This window comes from Akkermansia biwaensis, from assembly GCF_026072915.1.
Taxonomy (GTDB): domain Bacteria; phylum Verrucomicrobiota; class Verrucomicrobiia; order Verrucomicrobiales; family Akkermansiaceae; genus Akkermansia; species Akkermansia biwaensis.
In genome coordinates this window covers 1,837,463-1,859,179 of the sequence record NZ_AP025943.1, presented here as the reverse complement: position 1 = coordinate 1,859,179, position 21,717 = coordinate 1,837,463, and the positions used below count along the sequence as shown (strand labels likewise).

Below are 21,717 nucleotides of genomic sequence, written 5' to 3'. Positions count from 1 at the left end.
GTCTGTGCAGGGTGAGGGGTTCAGGAGTTTACGGGGCATTCCGCCTTCATGGCTTCCACACATTCCCGGATCAGGTTGGGGCCCCGGTAGATGAAGCCCGTATACAGTTGGACCAGACTGGCGCCGGCCTTGATTTTGGCGACGGCATCCGCCCCGCTCATGATGCCGCCTACGCCGATGATCGGGATGCGGCCTTTCAATTCCGAGGCAAAGGCCCCGATTACTTCCGTGGAACGTGCCGTGAGGGGTGCACCGGAGAGGCCGCCCGCTTCCTCCCTGCGCGGACTGTTTTCCGCGCCGGTGCGGGAAAGCGTAGTGTTCGTGGCGATCAGGCCGTCCAGCCCTTCATCCAGAAAGACCCGGCTGAGTTCCGTGATTTGTTCGTCCGTGACGTCCGGAGCCACTTTCATGAAGATGGGAACCTGCCGCCCGGTTTCCGCCGCCATGTTCGCCTGTTCCGATTTCAGGGAAGCCAGCAGGCGCGCGGCGGGCTCAGCCGCCTGGAGGTCGCGCAGACCCGGCGTATTGGGGGAGGAGAAGTTAATGGCAATGTAGTCCGCCACGGGCCACGCCGCTCTCAGGCAGGCCAGGTAGTCCTGGGCGGCATCTTCGTTCGGCGTCACCTTGTTTTTGCCGATGTTGACACCAAGCACCCCGTTGAAGCGGGTGGCCTCCCGGATGTTTTCCACGCCGGCGGCAATGCCGTGATTGTTGAAGCCCATTCTATTGATGATGGCACGCTGGGGAATGAGGCGGAACAGGCGGGGCTTGTCGTTGCCGGGCTGGGGGCGCGGCGTCAGCGTTCCCACCTCCACAAAGCCGAATCCCACCTGGCCGAAGGCGCTGACCGTATCCGCCTCCTTGTCCATCCCGGCGGCAAGGCCCACCCTGTTGGGGAATTTCATGCCCAGGATTTCCACCGGATCGGAAGGTACGCCACCCATCAGGAGGGGGAGAACGCGCATCCTTTCAGCCATGCGCAACCCGAACAGCGTCAGGTTGTGGGCAGTTTCCGGATTCAACTGGAACAACAAACTTTTGGCAGCAGAATATAATGCGGGGGACACGATGGGGGGAGTGTACCACACAGCCCTTTACGGTCAAGATTGGGAAGCGTCTTGCCCGGATGATTTTATCCGGTACAATTCCCGTGCATGAACCGGATGGAACGCCTCACCGCCTGCCGCCTGTACGGCATTGTGGATTTGGGATACATACCTGAAGATCAACTGATACCTGTCTCAAAAAAACTGCTGGCGGGAGGGCTGGGCATTCTTCAGCTCAGGGCGAAGAACCACGCCCCGGAGCATATAGAGCGCATGGGCCGCCAACTTGCCCCCCTGTGCCGGGAATACGGCTGTCTTTTCATCATCAACGACTACCCGGAAGTCGCCCGGAGCATCGGCGCAGACGGGGTGCATCTGGGGCAGGAAGACGGGAAGCTGGAGGCCGCGCGGAGCCTGCTGGGGCCGGACGCCCTCATAGGCCGCTCCACCCACAGCCCGGAACAGGCGCTGGGCGGCTTCCGGGAGGGGGCGGACTACATAGGATTCGGCCCCCTGTTTCCCACAGGCACCAAGCCGGGAAGGCAGGCGATCGGCCTGGAGCACATTGCGGGCGTGCAGGCGCAGCTTCCGGAGGATTTCCCCGTCTTCTGCATCGGCGGCATCAATAAGGCCACCCTTCCCGCCGTTCTGGATGCCGGGGCGACAAGGGCCGTGATCGTTTCCTGGCTGCTCACGCATCCCGACATCACGGGAACCGTTGAGGCGGTAAGGAGGCGGCTCGGAGAGGCCTAGAAAGGGTTTTATGCGTTCCCTTCTTTATCCGGAGAAAGAGCCGGACGGGAAATGAGCAGCACGGCCGTGTCCACGATCATTTTCAGGATGCGGTCCTGGTCCTTCATCCAGGGTTCCTTGTCGTGAAGGTCGGGGCGCGTGGCGTATTTACCCAGCGTGGCATGAAAGATGGAGCTCATGATATGAACATGCCAGGACAGGGAAAGTTCATCTCCCCACGGACAGATCTGGCGAACCCTTTCCGTCATTTCCCGGATGACAGGGGCGTAGAATTCGTCATAGATTTTCTCAACGAGGCATTCCGGTTCCTGCGGCAGGCGCCACAGCAGGCGCATATGGTCCGGGCCGCCCAGGCTTTCGTCCAGAAGTATGCGGAAGGCAGGCTCAATGAATGCGCGGGCGTACGCCCTGAGGGACGGTTCCCTGTCCGCCTCCTTCAGCAGTTTCATGCGTTCTTCCATCAGAGGTTCCGCATAATGGCGGAAGACGGAGAGATAAAGCCCTTCCTTGTTTTCAAAGTAATAAACGATGGAAGCCAGGTTCACCCCGGCCTCCGAGGCGATGGCGCGCATGGTCACGCCGTCAAAGCCGCTGCGGGCAAAAAGCTTTTGTGCGGCGCGGAGAATTTTGCCGCTGGTTTCCGCGGAACGGTCGGCCTGGGATTTACGGACTGCGGGCATCGTTTCAAAAAGGCGGGAAAGTTTTTGCGCCTAGCGTGATGGTCGGGAGGAACCGGCCGCCTTCACCAACTGTTCCATATTCTGGGAGGACTGGAGTGCTTTTCCGTCCTTGTCCATCAAAACCATCGTAGGAATACCGCGCGGAGCGACCTTTTTAGCCATTTCCGTCAGGTCCTTCCGCAGCAGGACAGGCCAGGGCATGTTGTTGGCCGCGGCCCATTTCTGGGCAGCTTCCAGATTCTGGTCCAGATTGCACATGATGACTTCCACATCCGGGTTTTCCTTCACCACCTTGTTGTAGGATTCCACGCTGTGCGGGGCATTACGGCAGCACGGGCCGCACCAGCTTGCACTGAAATAGAGAATGAAATATTTGGCGTTCAGCTTGCCGTCCTTTTTCTTGAGCTTGCCGTCCTCCAGCATGTAGGTCTGCCCCTTCATTTCCTCGGCCAGCGGTCCGGACGGTGTGGAAGACCATTCGGAAAGGGGCTTGCCGATAACGTCCTTGTGCTCCTCCAGCCATGTGCGGTCTTCATCAGAAAGTTTTTCCAACGGCATAGTGATGGGCTTTTTGGCCGTGGTCACCAGTTTGACGGTTTTCATGTTCAGGGCTATGGGACGCGCTTCCACCGTGGTGCCCGTAGTCTTGTTCGTCCAGGTGCGGAGGGAGGGGTCCGCCGCAGAGTCCTGAGATTCCGCAAAGCCGAGGGAAGTGCCCAGCAGGAACGCTCCCGCCAACAGAGTCCGAATAGAAGGAAAATTCAAACACATGACATTGATATACTACATCTTATTTTCCGTGTCGAGAAGCTGATTCCAGAATTTGTCTGGCCTGTGCGTGCCTCGGCTCCCGGCGCAGGGTTTCCGCGGCGGCGGCGGCGGCATCCCGGTAATGGCCGTTGCGGTACAGCATGACCGCCAGGGTGAAGGGAATATCCGGGTTTTCCTTGTCCAGGGAGGAACAGTTTTCCAGATCCTGAATCGCCTGTTCCAGACGTCCCACCTTTTCATTGAGGAGGGCGCGGTTGAACAGGGCGCGGATGAAGGCGGGTTCTATTTTGAGCGCCTCGTCAAAGGATTGGAGCGCCCCCGGCTCGTCATTGTTTTCAATCTGGCCCAGGCCCAGCAGGTACCACAGGTTGGCGTCCCGGGGAGCCAGCCGCACCGCCTCCCTCATCTGTTCCACGGCTTCCCCGCTGCGGCCCTGGGATGCCAGGAATACGGCGTAGTCCCGGTGCACGACAGAGGAGGTGGCATCCCACTTCAATGCCTTGGCAAACCATTGTTCCGCCGCTCTGGCGTCTTTCCGGCTGATGGCGATCTGCGCCAGCTTCATGGCCCCGGAGGGCTGGTCCGCCTGGTGCAGTGCGGCCGCCGTCAGTTCCTTCATGCCGGGGCTGTCCGGCGGCAGGGAATCCCGCAGGGCCCATTCCGCCTGCAGGCGCACGACCTTGAGAGGGTCATTGAGAAGTTTTCCGGCGGAAGGATTGTTCGCGCGGCCCATTACCTTGGCGGCGGCGGCACGGGTCAGGGCATCCGGATCATTCACCGCTCCGGCAGCCAGTTCCTGCACGGCGGGTTCATGAGCCCAGGAGTCCATCAGGTCCAGCAGCGTGGCGCGCCATGCCCCCACTTCCTCCTTCCTGAAGCATTCCATCAACAGGGGCAGAACATCCTCCTTGCCTTCATACGCATGCTGCACGGCCCTGGTACGATCCCTGTATTTCGCCATTTTGGGGTCCGGCCCGTAATATTTTTTCACCGCTTCCGCGGCCCATTCATTGCTCTTGTCCCGGTGGCACATGGTGCAGGCGTTCGGGATGCCCAGTTCCACGCTCAGCAGCGGATCCGGGGAATTGAACGAATGGTCGCGGCGCGGGTCGCGCGCCATGTACAGGCTTTCCGGCATGTGGCACTCCACGCACCGCGCGCCCATGCTGGACTGCGGGCACGGAGTATGTTTGGAGATGTCAATGACGGGGGCTTTCACTCCGTTGACAGCCTCTCCCGTACCGTGGCACCTCATGCAGAGCGTGTTGTCCTCCTGGGGAAGCTTGAGCGTGCCGGTATGCGGATCATGGCAGTCCAGGCAGGTGACGCCCGCCTTGCCCATGCGGCTCAGGCGCAGCCCCGTTTCACAGTAGTCCTCGTCCCTCTGCATGCCGTTGGGCCAGAATACGCCGGGCTGAACGGGAAGCACCAGCTGGAAATGGTCGTCAAAGCGGTCCCCCACGGCAAAATCATGGTCGAATTCATCGCGCCGGGCATGGCAGGAAGCGCAGTTGTCGTGAATCTGCTGAGGCGTCAGCTTGTTCTTGGTGGAGATCATGCATCCCGTTCCCGCCTCCGGCTTGTCCAGCAGGGGGCCGTGACACTGGATGCAGGTGACGCCGGGTTCCTTCCAGGTGGAGGCGTAGCGGTCCTTGACGGGATCATAGTTTTTATGGAACAGGGACATGTGGCACCAGGCGCACTGGGTGTTCCAGTTCATGCCGCGGCCCGTCCAGTGGCCCCAGTCGCCGGGCTGGCGGACTTCCTTGCCGAAGATATCGAACCATTCCTTGCGGTTCACGTCCCATGCGGCGCTGAGGGTATGGTAGCCGCCATCCTTCGCGGGGACTAGGTACTGCACCAGAGGGATGCGTCCCGTGGCCCATTCCGCCCGCCACGAGGTATTGGCCTGTCCGTCGTGAACGGTACGTCCCTGCCCGTCCGTGGAAAATTGGAGAACGCTGCCGTGGGCGCTCAGCTTCATGTTGTGGAAAGCCTCGGATTCCCACTGGTCCCCCAGCTTGCGGAACGCCCAGGCGTGGTCGGAACCGGCCCACTGCCTGAATTCCTTTTCATGGCAGGCGCCGCACTGCATGGAAACGGGAACTTCATTCTGGTCCCAGTGCTCGCTGCCGCCCGTAAATACGGCCGGCTGGACGCCTGTTCCCGCCCGTCTTTCCATCCATGCCTTCATCATGGTTCCCAGTCCCACGAGCGCCCCCAGCACGACAATAAGAACCACCCATTTTTTCACGGATGGCTTTTTGCTGGAAACGCGGGAAGGTTCAGTTTCAGACATGGCGGGGAATATCTTGCCACATTATAGACGCTCCACCAAGGAACTTTTACGCAAATCCCCCGGAAACGCAGAGAAAGTGGCGAAGAACAGTTATTCCTCGCCTTCCAGCGCCTCTTCCCGCATCAGCGGGGTAATCCGGGTGACGACGCACCGCTCCACCCCTCCGTTGTCCGTCCGGGTCACCTTGAATTCCAAACCGAGGTAGCCGACAATATCGCCTTCCCGCGCCGGAGCCTGGAGCAGGTTGAGGACCAGACCGCCCACGGTGTCTATTTCCTCATTCTGCAAGTCCATGTCCAAGGCTTCCCCCAGTTCGCCGATGCGGGCCAGGCCGGACACGTCGCAGGAAAATCCCACGGCGTCCGGCGGCAGGTCCGTCAGAACGCGGATGCGGCCGCGGTCCCAGCCCATTACCTCGGAAAATACGTCCGTCAGGGTGAGCAGGCCGGAAGTGCCGCCGTGTTCGTCCAGGATAATGGCCAGCCGCACGTTGTCCCTCCGCATGATTTCCACCACATTGTCAAATTTGACGGTTTTGGGGACCTTCGGAATGGAATGAATGTATTGGGTCCCCAGAGATTCCCCCCGGAGCATGATCCGGAACAGGTCGCGGGCATGAACCATCCCGACCACATGGTCCAGGTCCCCGCGGTAAACGGGGTAGCGCGTGCGGCGGGTGCGGCGCACGATTTCCCGGATTTGCTCATGGTCCGCCCCTTCCGGAATGGCATCTATCCGGACACGCGGCGTCATTACCTGGTGAACATACAAGTCATCCAGGTCAAACAGGCAGTCCATGATGCGGCCCGATTCTTCCGGCAGAGCGCCGTTTTCATGACTTTCCTCAATGATGTACTGGAGTTCCTCCGCGGAATGGTAGTGAGATTTGGATTCATTCCTGTCCACCCCCAAAAGTCCCAGGAAGAAGTTGCCCAGCGTGTTCATGCCCACCACGAGAGGATACAGGCAGAGCTGGATGACGTACATGGGCATGGTGATGATGAGGCAGAGCTTCGTGGCGTATTGAAGAGCCAGGGCCTTGGGCACCATTTCCCCCAGAACGATGTGGAGATACGTCAGCAAGCCCACGGACAGGACGCTGGCCGCACCGTGCGCCACCAGCCAGGAAGCCCACCCGTACCGGCCCAGCCATTCCTGAATCCATACGGCCATGGTATGCTCCCCGTACATGCCCAGCCCCAGGCTGGCAAACGTGATGCCGAGCTGGGCCGTGGCAATGTAGCGGTCCTGGAGCCTGGGAGTTTTCAGCACCTGGGTGATGTGGCGCGCCACCATGTTTCCGGAGGCCGCCATCTGCTCCAGGGCCGCGCGGGGAGCGCCGAGCAGAGCGAATTCCGCAGCCACAAACAGCCCGTTGAGAACGATCAGCAGCAGAATAATGAGAACCGTCATCATATATCCACCCCGCTTTCCACGGCAGGTTTACCTTCCGCCTTTTTTTCAGGAGGAAGCAGCAGGACGGAGGATACACGGTTGTGATCCATTTTTTCCACCACCAGCACGCGCCCAGCGATGATCAGCCGGTCCCCCTCCTTCGGAATGCAGGACATGTGCTTGATCACGCAGCCGCCCACCGTCGTGGCTCCGTTCATCAGGAAGGGAACCAGGCATTCCGCCTTGTGGGCGCGCATCATTCCGGGAATTCTGACGGAGCCGTCAGGCAGGTATTCCACCTTTTCTCCGGAGCGGATGAATTCATCGTCGATGTCCCCCACCATTTCACCCAGCAGGCGTTCCAGCGTCACCAGCCCCACGAATTTTCCGTATTCATTCAGTACGAAGGCTTCCTTGGCCTTTTCCTCGCGCAACTGGGACATGAGCATTTCCACCGTCTGCATTTCCATCACGCACGGCACCTGGCGCAGCATGGAGCGCAAAGGGGGAAGAACGCCTTTTTCCGTGTAAGCGGCCACCATGTCCTTGATGTGCAGCATGCCGATCACGGATTCGCGGTTGCCCTCATAAATGGGGATATGGGTGTGGGGCCTGCCGGAGATCATGTCCAGAATATCCTCCTGCGTGGCGTCCACATCCAGGCAGACCAGCTGGAAGCGGGGAATCATGATTTGTTCCACGGTGCGTTCCGCCAGAGAGAGCGCGCTGTGCAGCCGCTCGTGCTCGTCCTCTTCCAGCAGGCCGCCCTCATGGCTTTCATCCAGCAGCATGTTGATTTCCTGCTGGGAGTGGATGTGCTGGTGGCCGCCCGGCGGCAATCTGAAGAGCTTGAGCAGCAGCAGGCCGCTCCCGTTCAGGAAGTCAATGAACCACGCGAAGAAAGTGAGCGTCCAGCGCATGGGGTAATACGTGTACAGGGCCGCCTGCCGCGGAAATTGGAGAGCCAGCGACTTGGGCATCAGTTCCCCCAGAATCACCTGGAAGACCGTCAACCCCACCAGAACAACCAGGGCGGAAACGGAGGCGGCCATCACGGAGTCCATCCCGCCGAACCGTTCAAACAGCGGAAGCAGGTAGGAAGACAACTGCACCTGCCCGTACGCACCCAGAATCAGGCTGGAAATGGTAATTCCGAACTGGCAGGCCGCAATGTAGCGGTCAAGCTCGCGGGTGTTCTCCAGGATTTTCAGCAAATGAACGGCCACCTTGCTGCCGCCCTCCGCCATTTCACGGATCATGTTGCGGCGCACGCTCACGGCGGCGAACTCTGCGGCAACGTAAAAGGCGTTGACCAGAATCAAAAGGAGAATAACGAAAATGATGAAAAGAATCATGAATTCCTGGGGTGTCCGTAAAACGCAACGGGCATCCGCATCATAGAAACCGCAAAAGCCCTGTCAAGATTTCCCTGCATAATTTTATGCCATGGAAAAACCTCCCCTTCCCTGCCGTTCAAGGTTCCGCCATTTGCTGCGGATAGTCACATCTCCACTGCAATGTTTCCCGTTTTCCGCGTTATTCCGTTATTCCTGGTTCAGTTCAAAAGTGACTTCCACGTCCCCGGAGCCAAGGGTCTTCGCAAGCCCGGCGGCATTGTCAACGCGCCCCAGCCGCGTATAGCTGTAGGATGTGGAAAAAGTCTTGTAGAAGAGAACCAGTCCCCCGGTGCCCCACAACATCAAATCCCCTTCACGCACGGTTCCCGGGTTGGCAGCGGCAACGGGCAAGTGCCTGGAGAGGCGATAAAATTTTTCATTCCCGTTGACGTCCTCCATCTTGAGCGTCAAAGGCAGCAGTGCCCGGAATGCAGCCGCAGCCGCGTTATTTGAAAGGGTGGCCGTGAATGTTGAGGAGCCGACGGTTATTTTGATCATGTTGTTCATGGCGTTGTTTTTTTGCGGGTGATGACCGGCAGCCATATCTCCGTGGGAAGCATCGGCCCCGGAATGTCCGGCGGTTCCGTCCGCATCGCATGAAGTCATGCAGAGCAGGAGCGCCAAAGCAGGAGAGAAGATTATTGTTCCTGACGCTTTGCGGGAGAAGTGCATTTTTTTCATCTTCGTCATGATTTATTTAAAGAGTGGAAGCCATTTTCCGTAAGTCAGCATGCGCCATATCCATTCCAGGGGGCCGAACAGGCAATAATGCAACCAGATGCGGCTGAATGCCGCCTCAACGAGATAGACACCGGCCGCCACCAGCATGACGGCAACAAGACCAGTATCCGCACCAAAGCCGAAGCCGATGCCATAAAAAATAATCATGCCCAGCACGGACTGCCCGATGTAATTGGTCAGAGCCATTTGCCCCGGAGCCGCCAGTATTTTGAATATCCGGCATTCCCTGCGGTGAAGGTACCACAGGCTGACGGACGCCATATACGCCAGCCCCACAGGGAAAACGCCAAACGCGTACAGGGCCGAATGGGCCGTCATCCCCCACGGATGGCCGTTCATGGAGCTCCACGCATAGAATACGGAGACGGGAAGTCCGATCGCGAAGCCGTACATGGATACTTTTTTCAAGAGCTTTTTGTTGCCTTCCAGATTGGCATACAGGCGGTTTCTGCCAATGTAGAATCCCAGCAGGAACAATCCCATCACCTTAAAGAAACGGTTGCCGTCAATGAATTCCTGCATTCTGACAAAGGCCCCCTGCACCAGGAATTTGAAAACGTCCGTGTAGCTGGCGGCATCCCTCAGCCAGAAGGCGAAGTTGTCTTCCGTAATGCCGTATTTTGCACAAAAGTACTGCTGCATGCGGACGACCGGGGCGGACGGGTCCATGCCGGAAACGGCTCTCGCGGCATCCGCCGCTATGGGAACCAGCAGCAGGAAGGCGGAAGCAAGGAGCAGCCCCTTGTTGGATACATTCCGGAAGAGGGGCAGAAGCAGGCCCAGCAGGGCATAAAGCATCAGGATGTCACCGCTCCAAAGGGACATCAGGTGCAGGAAGCCAATGACCAGCAGGATTCCCATCCTCCGGTAGAAGATGCGGAAGCCGTCCGCATGCTTCCGCATGGCGTTAGAGATGATGATAGAAAATCCTATCCCGAAGAGGAGTGAAAACATGGTGTAGAATTTTCCGTCTATCAGGATGTACTGGATGTATTTGATGATCCTGTCGATTCCAGCCGTAGGCATTGCCGACACGGCGTCGCTTTTCAGAAAGGTATAGAGGGAGAATTCCGGGAAGTTGGCCAGACAGATTCCGAAGAGCGCCAGTCCCCTTAAGGCATCAAGGATGATATGGCGTTCTTTCGAACGGACCGGGTCAATGTGTTCTGAAGGATGGTTTTTCATGGTTGTTTTTCAAGATTTGAGAAGATGAGAGAGGATTTGAGGAACGATTCCTGAGGAAGATGAAGACGATGCCCGCCACGAGAAACAGGAGCGCCCCCAATACGGAATAACGCGTATTGAAGAAGGTGATGAACAATCCGCAAACGGCCGTCCCCACTGTCGTTCCAAGGTTGGCGGACGCCAGAAACAGGCCATTGGCAAAATCGGGAGCTTCCGGCGCGGCATCCGTGATGATGTATTGCATGTTGTTGCTGGCAATGCCCGCCAGAATTCCCAGAACAAAGATGATGGCTATTACCGGGACAAGCCAGCCACCCAGCAGGAACAAGGACGCGTAAACCGCAAAGAGGACAAACGGGATAAGGGTTACACACCGTGCGGCATTCATGGAAAGCAGCCTGCCCGCCAGGACGTTGCCGACGATATTGGCCAGTCCGTACACTAGCAATACCGTGCCAATGAGCGTGTAGGATATTTCCGTTATCGTTTTCAGATAGTCCGACATGTAGCTGAAAAAGCCGAACATGGCCGCGTTGATCATTGTAACGGCCAGAATGGCCTGCCAGGTAACTGCCTTTTTCAGTACGCCCAGCTGAGTTCCATAGGAAAGTCGCTCCCGGACGGGCAGAGAGGGAACAAAGAGCAGCGTAGCCACAAGCACCACGGCATTCACGGCGGCAAAGAACAGCATGGCCATGGAGAACGACGCCATACTTGCGATGAAGCTGGTGACCGGAACACCCAGAACCATTCCGGCCGATACACCGATGAAGACCCTGGCAACCGCCCTGGGGGCTCCCGCCTTTCCTGCCGACGCCGCAGCCACCGTGAAGGCCATGGAAACGTAAACCGGGTGAAGGAAGGCGGGAATGGCCCGGGCTATCAACACGACTGTAAAACTGTCGGTAAATGCTGAAACAAGATTGCTCAGCGTGAAGGTTCCCAGGGCCAGCAGCATGACCGTCCTGCGGTTGACCCTGGAAAACAACATCGGCATGACGGGAGCGGACAAGGCCACAATCAGCGCAAACAGGCCGACCGTCCAGCCCGCATCCGGCACGCTGATCCGAAATGTCTCCGCTATCTGGGGAAGAATCCCCACGACTCCCATTTCCGTATTAATGATCCCGAATACGCCGGCAGTAAGGATAAAGACAAGCAGACCGCCCGCATTTCCCGCATGCTGGTTGTTTTCCCGTTTCATTGTTTAATCGTGTTCGGTCCCCTTTTCCGTTTTTATTCCGTGTACTGCCTTTCAGAGATTCTCTTGCCGGCAGATGCCGGGTGCCATGCAGCCTGTCCGGATTCCGCCCCACGGGTTTCCACGGAACAGTCACCCGGCGCCTTGCAGTGGCTGTCCAGAATAATTTCCCCGTACCCGTCCGCCACCATGCGGCCACTGCGCGGATTTTTGACGCTACGGACCGTTCCGCTGATTTCCGCCTGCACGCTGGCGTACTCAAAGGCCAGATCGGCATCCTCCGCCATGGAGCAGTTTTCCATGACCAGATCCGTGGCGTAGCACAGGGGCTGGGTACCTGAAATCCGGCAATTGACCAGGCGCAGGTTCTTCGAGTGCCAGCCCAGATATTCGCCGTCCAGCACGGAATCATATACCGTTACGTTTTCCGTGTTCCAGAAGGCATCCTTGGAATGGATTTCCGCATTGCGTATTTCCACGTTTTTACAGTACTGGAAGGAATAGTTCCCCTGAAGCCGGAATTGATTGATCCGTATATCGGAACCGTGCATGAATATGTAGTCGCCCTTGCCCGCCGCCACTTGGTCCAGTTCCGCATGGCGGCAATGCCAGAGGGTTTCCTGGGCATTGGGCAGCCGGACGCGCTCCAGCTTCAGCCCGTCCATGTCGCGGAACATTTTCGGGGCTTCAACAAGGGTGTCCACCATGCGCAAATTCCTGCAATACCAGATGGCGGCCCGGGCCCCTTCCCGGAAGATGCAGTTCCTGACGAGAAGGTCTTCATTGTGCCAGAAGGGGTATTTCCCCGTGAATTCACATTGAACGGCTTCAATTCCGAAGCATTCCTTCAAGGCCGATTCTCCGGGGAGGATCGTTACGTTGCGGAGTCTCAGGTTGCGGATGGCAAAGAGGGGGCGTTCGCCTCCGTACGATGCGTTGCTGATGTATTCTTTTTTCATGATGATGTGTGTTGTTGAAAGTATTGTAAATGTCTGCCGGAGCAGGAGATTTTTTGAAAGGACGCTTGTGATGCGCCTGTTCTTCAGGGTTTGTAATTTTTGCTGTTTGTATTCAGGGTTAAAGTTAGAATAACTGTAATAAGAACGGATCGTTTTTCCGCAGCGGTATGAAGGATTGTTTCCGGCGGCAGGCTGATTGGTGTTGGCTCAAGGAAGCTCCGACAGAAAACATCTATTAAACGTTGTTAATACAATAAGGTAGGAAAAGATTAGGGGAAGGGGTAGTCATGGAATTCCTTTCCGGATGTGGCTGCCGGAAGGTTTTCTGATCAGGGAGATGCTGAAAAGGATGATGCAGAGACCCATTATTTGAATCCAGCTTATCGCCTCACCGCCCAGCATCGTACCCAGAACCACCGCCACAAGCGGGTTTGCGTAGGCATGGGTGCCTACTTCCGTTGCCGGGCGCACCTTGAGGAGCCAGATGTAGCTGGTGTAAGCAAGGATGGAACCGAATAGGATCAAATAGACCAGGGAAAGCCACGCGGCGGACGGAATCGCTTCCCAACTGACGGCATCCGTTTCACGGCCCAGGAACGAACAGACCCAGAACATGCCGCCGGCAAAAAGCATTTGCCACGCCGCACCGGCAAAATCGTTCACTTCCTCTTCGGAAGACGATTTGTATTTTGCATACAGTGTTCCGAGAGCCCAGGAGATGCAGCCTACGACCAGGAGAACCACGCCATATTCGTGATGGACGTTTTTCCCGCCGTGGAAGAGCTGTTCCAGAAACAGAAGCCCCACCCCCAGGAATCCCGTGACAATGCCTATGGAAACGGCAGGAAGCCTGAAATTTGTTTTCCACATGGGGATGTCCAGAGCCATGATCCAGATGACGGTTGACGATGCAAGGATGGCCACCAGGCTGCTGCTCAAGTATTGCTGGGCGAGCATGATGACCGCCATGTCAATGAAAAGCAGGATAATTCCACTGACGGCGGATTTCCGGATCAGGCCGCCCCGGAAGATGCCCTCCCTCCGGATGCGGCTAAAGGTCAGCAGCAGTATTCCCGCCGCACTGAAACGCAGGCCTCCCAGTAGGAAGGGTGGAAATCCCCTGAGGGCCACGCCAATGAAATAGTAAGTGGACCCCCAAACGACGTAGATCAGAAAATACGCAAGAATAACGGCCAGGCGTCCCGGTTCTTTTTTTGTCGTGCTTTCCGTCATTGTCGTCATGTTCCGGTGTCGATTTCCGCGGAGGACTTATCAGGAGAAAGCCATGCAGGTTTTCCTGTTTGTCCCTGTTTTGTTCGTGAACCGCCGGGAGCATCGCCGCGGGAAGGTCCGTGACCAATGCTCCCGGCCCGTTCTTTTAACGCGGGAGGATTATTTCAGGTTTTTAGTGAAGAAGTCCGTCAGCTTGTCAAACGGAATCAGGTTTACCCGGTCATAGAGGTCCACATGTCCGGCCTTGGGCACCCAGTACAGTTCCTTGGGTTCGGCCGCCCTCCGGTACGCGTCTTCGCTGAATTCCCGTGAATGTGCCTCCTCGCCCGCGATGAACAGCAGGGCGCGGGGGGAGATGGTTTCAATGTCCGCAAAGGGATGGAAGTTCATGAATTTTACGTTGCTGGTCAGTGTGGGATGCGTGGTCAGTTCCGGCGACTGGCCTCTGGGGGTGAATTCGCCTCTCGGAGTGCGGTAGAATTCATAGAATTCCCTTTCAATGGGGTGGGAATTTTCGTTGAGTTCATGCACCGTGCCGCTGGTGTATTTGGCTGCCCCTCCGGAGAATTCCACATAACGCTGTTCCGCCGCTTCCGCGAGAATCTTCTTCCTCTGTTCAAGAGTTTGCGATTTCCGGAGTCCGTTGCGGCTGGCCGCACCCATGTCATACATGCTGACGGTGGCGACGGCTTTCAGCCGCGGGTCGATTTTGGCGGCGCTGACGGCAAAGCTTCCGCTGCCGCAAATCCCGATGGCCCCGATGCAGCCGCGGTCGACAAACGGGCGCGTGCCCAGAAAGTCCACGGCCGCGCTGAAAGCTTCGGCATACATGTCCGGAGATACGGCGTTGCGGGGTTCTCCCGCACTTTCACCCCAGAAGGGGAGATCAATGGCCAGCGTCACGAATCCCCGTTCAGCCATTTTCACGGCGTACAGGTTCGCACTTTGTTCCTTGACGGCGCCCATGGGATGCCCCACGACGATGGCTGGGTATTTCGCATCCTTGTCCATGTCTCCGGGCAGGAACAGGTTTCCCGCCATCTTCATTTTATACTGGTTGTTGAATTCAACTTTCTGAGAGGCGACCTTGCCGCTCTTGTAGAAGTTGTGCGCGTCCGCGGGCTTGTCCGCCGCGCAGGCGATGCCGCCGGACATGACGAGCGCGCCCAAGGCCGTTGCCGTGAGTTTTTTTACCTTGCGGTTGATGATGGATTTCGAGTTCATTGCCTGTTTCTTTCTGTTTGCTTGATTGAGGTTTTTTCATGGGCGCATGAGGGGTTTCCGGCATGTTTCAGCGCAGCTTCCTTGCCCCAGGCCGCCGGGGGATGACGGAAAACGGGCTGTGCCTCGCCTCTTCCACCTTTTCCCTTTACGGTCCTGTCCGGTCTTCCAACCGGATAATGGCAATATAACAGAAGATCCGGAAATCAGTTAGCCCGATACTTTTGCATTATTGCCCAATCCTGCAAAATGGAGATGAATGGGATTGCTCCCAGCCATTCCTTGAATACAATGGGTACATCATGAAATTGACGAATGAAATGAAGAAGAAAGGTTCCGGAGCTCCTTCCTTCTCCGCCGTACATGAACCGTTACGACTTGCCGGTATGATCGCCAAATGGACGGAAGGGAAGCACCGGACAGAGACGGCTATTCCCGGACTGGTGCTTCACCGCTGGTCGTCGCCCACGGAGCCGAGCAGCTACATGTTCGCCCCCCATCTTTGCCTGATCGCACAAGGGGTCAAGCGCATCCTGCTGGGGGATGAGGCCTATGTCTATGACGCGCAGACGTTCGTGGTTTCTTCCGTAGAACTCCCGATCGTTTCCCACATTCTGGAAGCCACTCCGGAAAAGCCCTACCTGGGGTTGACGCTGGAACTCGATTTGAAGGAGATATCCCGGCTCATGCTCCACAGCAGCCTCCCCCCGGCCAGTTCCAGCCCGACGGACCGGGGAATAGGCGTCAGCAAGCTGACGCCGCCCCTGCTCAACGCCGTGGAACGCCTGCTGGCATTGCTGGATACTCCGGAGGAAATTCCCGTTTTCCAGCGCCTGGTGGAACAGGAAATTTACTATCGCCTGCTGATGGACGAAGGCCAGGGAACCCGGTTGAGGCAGATCATCATGGCGGAGAGCCGCAGCAACCAGATCGCACGGGCCATTGACTGGATGAAACGGCATTTCGACCAGCCCCTGCATATCAGCGAACTGGCGAAACACGCAGGAATGAGCCCTTCCGGCTTTCATCAGCATTTCCGCGCCCTGACGGCCATCAGCCCGTTACAATTTCAAAAGAGAATCCGTCTGAATGAGGCCAGACGCCTCATGCTTCTGGAAAACATGGATGCGGGGAATGCCGCCTTCCGCGTGGGCTATGAAAGCCCTACCCAATTCAACCGGGAATACAAGCGCATGTTCGGAAATCCGCCCCGCACGGATATTAAAATGCTGCAATCCGCGCCAGTCTGACGGGAATCAAAGGGAACCAGCTTCCACAACGGCAACCCCCAGACAAAAAAGAGGCCGCCTTCCCCGGTTGAAGTACCCCGGAAGAGGCGGCCCCTATGTTACAGGCTCAATGGAGAACCGTTATTCCGTGATGCCAGCGGCTTCGGCTTCGGCAGCCTTGGCGTCGCGCAGAGCGGCACGGATGGACATTTTCACGCGGCCCTTGTCGTCGATGCCGATGCATTTGGCGGTCACCACGTCCCCCACACTGACGACGTCTTCCGTCTTCACCGTGCGGCCTTCGGCCAGTTCGGAGATGTGAATGAGGCCGTCCTTGCCGGGCAGCACTTCCATGAACGCCCCGAAGGTGGTCGTGGAAACGATCTTGCCGGTGTACAGCTCACCGATTTCAATGGTCTTGAACATGCGGGTGACCAGTTCCATGGCGCGGTCCAAGCCTTCCTGCTTGGAGGCGTAGATGTGCACGGTGCCGTCTTCCTCAATGTTGATGTCAGCGCCGGATTCCGCCTGGATGGCCTTGATGTTCTTGCCGCCGGGGCCAATCAGTTCGCCAATGCGGTCGGCGGGAATCTTGGTGGATTCAATGCGGGGAGCGTTCGGGCTCATTTCCGCCGGGGCGGCAATGGCTTCATGCATCACGTTCAGCACGTCGGAACGGCCCTTCTTGGCCACATAGATGGCTTCTTCCAAAATGTCCAGCGGGATGCCGGGGAGCTTGAGGTCCAGCTGGTAGCCGGTGACGCCCGCATCCGTGCCGCAAAGCTTGAAGTCCATGTCGCCGTAGAAGTCTTCGGAACCGATGATGTCCAGAAGGGTCACGTAGCGTTCCATCTGATCGCCGTTGAATTCGGTCACCAGGCCTACGGAGATGCCGGCTACCGGACGGATCAGCGGAACCCCGGCGGCCAGCAGGGACATGGTGCCCGCGCAGACGGTGGCCATGGAGGTGGAGCCGTTGGATTCCATGACTTCCGAGGAAACGCGGATGGCATAGGGGAAGTCCGCATCCGCCGGAATGACGGGAGCGATGGAACGTTCCGCAAGGGCGCCATGGCCAATTTCACGGCGGTTCTGGCCGCCGAAACGGCCCGTATCGCCCACGGAAAAGGGCGGGAAGTTGTAGTGCAGAATGAAGCGCTTGGTGTCTTCACCGCCGGTGTAGGAGTCAAAGTACTGTCTTTCTTCCAGCGGAGCCAGCGTGGCAAGGGCCATGGCCATGGTTTCGCCGCGGGCGAAGAGGGCGGAACCGTGAACGACGGAAGGCAGGCAGTTGATTTCCGCCGTCAGGGGACGCAGCTGCTTGAGTTCGCGGCCGTCGGCACGCTTGTTCTTTTCCATGATGGAAATGCGGAAGGCCTTTTTCTGGATGTATTCAAATACCTGCTCCACGTCAAAGTCCGTGGCTTCCGGATGGCGTTCCTTGATGGCGGCTTCCACTTCGTCGCGCAGGGCACCCACCTTCTTCTGGCGTTCCACCTTGCTGTCGGCGTAAATGGCGTCTTCAATGCGGTCTCCGGCGATTTCATAGCCGATTTCCAGCAGTTCCGGCTTGGCGACAATCAGTTCATAGGAGCGCTTGGGCTTGCCGGCCACGCGGGCCAGTTCTTCCTGCGCTTCGCAAAGCTTGGTAACGTTTTCCTGGGCAAAGCGGAGAGCCTGCACGAATTCTTCTTCCGGCAGCTCATTCGCGGAGCCTTCAATCATGATCACGTCTTTCTTGTTGCCCACGTACACCAAGTCCAGGGTGCTTTCCTTGCGCTGGGTATTGGTGGGGTTGATGACGAACTGGCCATCGATTTTACCGACGCGCACGGCGCCCACGGGGCCCTGGAAAGGAATGTCGGACACGCAGAGGGCGGCAGAAGCGCCGTTGATGCTGAGAATGTCGGAATCGTTTTCACCGTCTGCGGAGAGCAGGATGGCGATCACCTGGGTATCGTAAAGATAGCCTTTGGGGAAAAGGGGGCGCAGCGGACGGTCCGTCATGCGACAGGTCAGGATTTCCTTTTCCGTGGGACGGCCTTCGCGCTTGAAGTAGCCGCCGGGGAACATGCCCGCCGCAGCGGCTTTTTCCTTGTATTCCACGGACAGGGGGAAGAAGGTCTGGCCTTCCTTCACCTTGGTGGCGCTGACAGCCGTGACCAGAACCACGGTGTCTCCGCAACGCACTGTCACGGCGCCGTCCGCAAGACGTGCCATTTTACCGGTTTCAATCGTAACGGGATTTGTACCAACGTTGCATTCAACTGAATGTATGCTCATTATATTATTGTCTTTCAATCACCCGCAGCCTCATCTGCTCATCCAGGCCGGCTCCGGGCGGAAAACCTGAATGACGTTAGGTACGGGCAGTGCCTCAGGAAGAACTTATTCGCGGCCCTCGCTTCCCGGAATGGAAAAAGGACTCGCGCGGCAGGACGCACATCCCATGCGGATCAAGCGTTCCATGCCAGTCTTACCGGCCTGACAGCCCGTGAAAATCCGAAAATTTCTCAAGGCATGCCCGATAAAAAACGAGCGGGAACACAGTCCCCGAACGTCGGATGCCAGCATAGTCCCTGTCAAGGATAATGCAAGCAAATAGTTCGATAACGCGCCTTTCCGCAGTTTTCCCTCATGCGGAATCCGGCCCCCTTTGCCATCCGCCGCCCAGAGCCTTGCAGAATTTGACAATGGCATTCAAACGCATCTGCGCGGCGTCCGCCATGTCCAGCTCCCCGCTCAGCAGGTTCCGGTGCGTGTCCAGGGCGTCCATCAGCCCCAGGTACCCGGCTTCATATTGCTTGGAGGCAATGTCCCAGCTCCGGCGCAGGCAGGTTACCTCGTCCCGGGAAGCCTCGTAGGCTTCCGCGCTTTTCCGGCGCTCCACCAGGGCATCCCGTATTTCCCGGAAGGCGTTCAGCACGGCCTGTTCATAGGCGGCCTGCACAGCCGTGCATTCGGCGGAGGCGGCCCGCACCGCGGCGCGCTTTCTGCCTCCGTCAAACAAGGTTTGCAGGATGCCCGCGCCCATATCATAGTTCCTGGACGGGCGCGACAGCAGGTCTTCCAGCCGGGAGCTGACCTGCCCCAGCCTGCCCGTCAGCACCAGGGAAGGGAGCCTGTCCGCACGCGCCGCCTCCTTTCCGTAAAAGGCCGCCTTCAACCGGGCTTCCAGTTCACAGATGTCCGGACGCCGTTCGATCATATCCCCCGGTATTCCTGCCGGAATGGAAGGAGGGGACGCCAGCAGATCCTCCCGGCCCCCGGTAAGGCGTCTTCCCGCCATGATCTGCCGGGGGCTGTCCCCCACCAGCACGGCCAGAGCGCTTTCCGCGCGGGACAGCTCGTTTTCCGCCAGCTTCAGCTGGGCCAGGGTTTTGGCCCGCTCCGCCTGAACGCGCCGCAACGCAAGTTCCGGATACTGTCCCTGAACAAACCGCTTTTCATACATGGAGCACGTCTGTTCGTAGGAGGCGTGGACATGCCGGATGATGAGGCATTTTTCCTCCCACGTCCGAACACTGATGTAGGCGGAGGCCACTTCCGCGGTGAGTCTCAGATAAACGGCATCCCGCGCCGCGGAGGAGGCCAGCAGGTCCGCACGGGCCTCTTCCGTGAGGGCTCTCAGCCTTCCCCACAGGTCAACTTCGTAGGAGAGCACCCCGGACATGCCCCACAGATCCCTAGCGCGGTCCGGCAAATTGTTCATGTAGCGCTCACCCTCGGACAGCTCCTGCCTTTTCCCCTCCGCCTGAAATCCGGCCTGCGGCATCAGGGAGGCACCCGCCTCGTCCGCCATGGCCGCGGCACGATCCACCAGCGCAGAAGCGCGCACAAGATCGCGGTTGTGTTCCACGGCTTTTTCCTCCAGCCGGTTCAGGGCTCCGTCATGGAAAACGAACCACCAGTTTTTTCCCACGGGGGAAGACCGAGCCGTTCCGTCCGGAATGTCCATCGCGGGCCTTTCAAATGCAGCCGGGCCGCCGCATGCCGCCAGCAAAAGGACCGCGGCCGCCGATACGGAAACAAGGGAGATCAGAGTATTCATGAAGCTGTGTTTCGTTCCTTTCCAGATTTCAGGCAAAGCAGCGCAAAGAGGACTCCGGCGGCCCCCACGATCACGGTGCAAAGGTAAAAGGCATCCACGGAAAATACCTGGCTCTGCAAGGCTACGGCATGGTTCAGCATGGCGTTCACGGAGGCATGGATGTCCGCCGCCGTCCCACCCGTTTCCGAGAAATGCCGCTGCCACATGTCGAGCGTCTGCACCGTGCCGGGAGAGTCGTCCCGGACCTGTTCCGCCATGTCGAAGCGGTACCCCGTCTTCATGTGGGCCAGCACGGTGCTCACGCTACCGACATACATGGAAATGAAGACGTAACGCACCGTGTTCAGCGTCCGGGAGGAGGCCGCGGCGGATTTAGCCTCCACCCCCCGCAGCGCGAGCGGCGTGGCGACATTCAGGCAGAAGGCGTACCCGACACCGAAAAGGCCCAGGGGCCACGCCACGTCCAGCCAGGAGCAGCCGGCGTCCAGCCGGGACAGAAAGAAGGCGGAGGAACCCAGCCCCAGCAGTCCCGCCATCATACCAACCCTCAGGGCCAGCCTGCCTTTCTGCATCAGCGGCAGGACGATAGCCGCACCGGCGCAGAACCCCGCCACCAGCACCAGGAATACCCATGCGATTCCCGCGGGCTCGTAGTTCATGACGTTGCGCATGAACTGCACCGTTCCCACGCGCACCCAGCAAATGCAAAAGATGTTGCACAGGGAGGCCAGCAGCCCGAACAGAAACCGCCAGTTTCCCAGCACACGGACGTCCAGCAGAGGCGTCCGGTGGGTCATACAGGAGATGGCGGCCAGCACGAAGGAGCAGAATCCGCCGTACATCCAGCACAGGACTCCGGGAGCCGTCCAGCCGTCCGTTTCTCCGTAAATGAGCACCATCAGGATGCACACGCACCCCGCCGCCAGCGTCAGGAAGGAGAACCAGTCAAATTTCCCGTTTTTGGGAATCTTCGTGTTGGGGACATACAAGGTCGTCAAAACCGCCAGCAGGGCGGCCGCCGCGCCCACGATCACAAACAGCCCCTTCCAGTGCCAGTACTGGACCAGCAGGCATCCAGCCACCGGGCTTGCACAGGAAGCCAGCCCGATGGAACACAGTTTCACTCCCATCGCCGGGCTGCGGCGCTCCGGCGGCAGCGCGGCATTGACCAGGCCCGTGCCGTAAACCAGGGCCAGACCGCCTCCCGTCCCCTGAAGGAAACGGGCCAGAACCATGATGAAGAAATGGTCCGCCGCCAGTCCAGCCAGCGTCCCGGCCAGCATCAGCAGCAGTGCCGTCCGCAGCGATCTTCTCAATCCGAGGCGCGCCCACAAGTACGCCGCCACGGTGAAGGACAGGGCCGTTCCCAGCGGACACGCCGCTCCGGACCAGGAAACGTCCAGGGTACCCACGACAAAGGTGCCGGAGAGGTCGGGCGTGGCAGCCGTGATGCACCCCATGTTCAGGAACGGGAGCATGGTGCAGGCACAAGCCATCCCCAGCAGCAGCCACCGCCGCGCTCCGGACATTTCCTTTTCATCCGCATTTCCGCCCAT

17 protein-coding genes are annotated in these 21,717 nt (G+C 58.4%); 2 read left to right on the top strand and 15 right to left on the bottom strand.

Annotated features, from left to right (window positions below):
• Positions 1-20 precede the first annotated feature (20 nt).
• Complete coding sequence (locus OQH67_RS07585) at positions 21-1,067, bottom strand: quinone-dependent dihydroorotate dehydrogenase (protein WP_215435215.1); 1,047 nt, start codon at positions 1,065-1,067, stop codon at positions 21-23.
• 87 nt (positions 1,068-1,154) lie between these two features.
• Between OQH67_RS07585 and thiE the strand changes: the two genes are divergently transcribed.
• Positions 1,155-1,799 carry a thiamine phosphate synthase gene (gene thiE / locus OQH67_RS07580; protein ID WP_251828210.1) on the top strand — a complete coding sequence of 215 codons (645 nt, stop codon included), beginning with the start codon at positions 1,155-1,157 and terminating at the stop codon, positions 1,797-1,799.
• An 8-nt stretch (positions 1,800-1,807) separates the two neighbouring features.
• Here thiE and OQH67_RS07575 read toward each other — a convergent pair whose 3' ends face one another.
• The 11 genes from OQH67_RS07575 to OQH67_RS07525 form a co-directional block, all read right to left on the bottom strand.
• Positions 1,808-2,479 carry a TetR/AcrR family transcriptional regulator gene (locus OQH67_RS07575; protein ID WP_215435214.1) on the bottom strand — a complete coding sequence of 224 codons (672 nt, stop codon included), beginning with the start codon at positions 2,477-2,479 and terminating at the stop codon, positions 1,808-1,810.
• A gap of 30 nt (positions 2,480-2,509) precedes the next feature.
• On the bottom strand, positions 2,510-3,250 hold the full coding sequence (locus tag OQH67_RS07570) for a TlpA family protein disulfide reductase (protein WP_215435213.1): 741 nt from the start codon (positions 3,248-3,250) through the stop codon (positions 2,510-2,512).
• Positions 3,251-3,269: 19 nt separating this feature from the next.
• Entirely contained in the window at positions 3,270-5,549 is a 2,280-nt protein-coding gene (locus OQH67_RS07565; protein WP_215435212.1) for a tetratricopeptide repeat protein, read from the bottom strand.
• A gap of 90 nt (positions 5,550-5,639) precedes the next feature.
• Entirely contained in the window at positions 5,640-6,965 is a 1,326-nt protein-coding gene (locus tag OQH67_RS07560) for a hemolysin family protein (RefSeq protein ID WP_215435211.1), read from the bottom strand.
• Positions 6,962-8,299, bottom strand: a complete 1,338-nt coding sequence (locus OQH67_RS07555; RefSeq protein WP_215435210.1) for a hemolysin family protein — start codon at positions 8,297-8,299, stop codon at positions 6,962-6,964. Before OQH67_RS07555 ends, OQH67_RS07560 begins: the two co-directional genes overlap by 4 nt.
• Before the next feature lie 189 nt (positions 8,300-8,488).
• A complete protein-coding gene (locus tag OQH67_RS07550) occupies positions 8,489-8,947 on the bottom strand; it encodes a cyclophilin-like fold protein (RefSeq protein ID WP_215458934.1) in 459 nt (152 codons plus the stop codon).
• Between the two features lie 87 nt (positions 8,948-9,034).
• Positions 9,035-10,267 carry a DUF418 domain-containing protein gene (locus OQH67_RS07545; protein WP_215435208.1) on the bottom strand — a complete coding sequence of 411 codons (1,233 nt, stop codon included), beginning with the start codon at positions 10,265-10,267 and terminating at the stop codon, positions 9,035-9,037.
• On the bottom strand, positions 10,239-11,471 hold the full coding sequence (locus OQH67_RS07540; protein WP_215435207.1) for an MFS transporter: 1,233 nt from the start codon (positions 11,469-11,471) through the stop codon (positions 10,239-10,241). The genes OQH67_RS07545 and OQH67_RS07540 overlap by 29 nt, the downstream gene beginning before the upstream one ends.
• 32 nt (positions 11,472-11,503) lie before the next feature.
• Positions 11,504-12,427 (bottom strand): DUF3737 family protein, encoded by a 924-nt coding sequence (locus tag OQH67_RS07535; protein WP_215435206.1) that lies wholly within the window; start codon positions 12,425-12,427, stop codon positions 11,504-11,506.
• A 285-nt stretch (positions 12,428-12,712) separates the two neighbouring features.
• Positions 12,713-13,669, bottom strand: coding sequence for an EamA family transporter (locus tag OQH67_RS07530; RefSeq protein ID WP_215435205.1), 957 nt, complete (start codon positions 13,667-13,669; stop codon positions 12,713-12,715).
• 150 nt (positions 13,670-13,819) lie between these two features.
• Entirely contained in the window at positions 13,820-14,815 is a 996-nt protein-coding gene (locus OQH67_RS07525) for an alpha/beta hydrolase (RefSeq protein ID WP_343195905.1), read from the bottom strand.
• A 368-nt stretch (positions 14,816-15,183) separates the two neighbouring features.
• Here OQH67_RS07525 and OQH67_RS07520 point away from each other — a divergent pair, with 368 nt between their 5' ends.
• Positions 15,184-16,131, top strand: coding sequence for an AraC family transcriptional regulator (locus tag OQH67_RS07520; protein ID WP_215435203.1), 948 nt, complete (start codon positions 15,184-15,186; stop codon positions 16,129-16,131).
• A gap of 120 nt (positions 16,132-16,251) precedes the next feature.
• Here the strand turns inward: OQH67_RS07520 and OQH67_RS07515 are convergent, their stop codons facing one another.
• The 3 genes from OQH67_RS07515 to OQH67_RS07505 all read right to left on the bottom strand — a co-directional run bounded on the left by OQH67_RS07515 (position 16,252) and on the right by OQH67_RS07505 (position 21,717).
• Complete coding sequence (locus OQH67_RS07515) at positions 16,252-18,393, bottom strand: polyribonucleotide nucleotidyltransferase (RefSeq protein WP_067573851.1); 2,142 nt, start codon at positions 18,391-18,393, stop codon at positions 16,252-16,254.
• A 352-nt stretch (positions 18,394-18,745) separates the two neighbouring features.
• Positions 18,746-20,161, bottom strand: a complete 1,416-nt coding sequence (locus tag OQH67_RS07510; RefSeq protein ID WP_215435202.1) for an efflux transporter outer membrane subunit — start codon at positions 20,159-20,161, stop codon at positions 18,746-18,748.
• Positions 20,158-21,717 (bottom strand): MFS transporter, encoded by a 1,560-nt coding sequence (locus OQH67_RS07505; RefSeq protein ID WP_215435201.1) that lies wholly within the window; start codon positions 21,715-21,717, stop codon positions 20,158-20,160. The genes OQH67_RS07510 and OQH67_RS07505 overlap by 4 nt, the downstream gene beginning before the upstream one ends.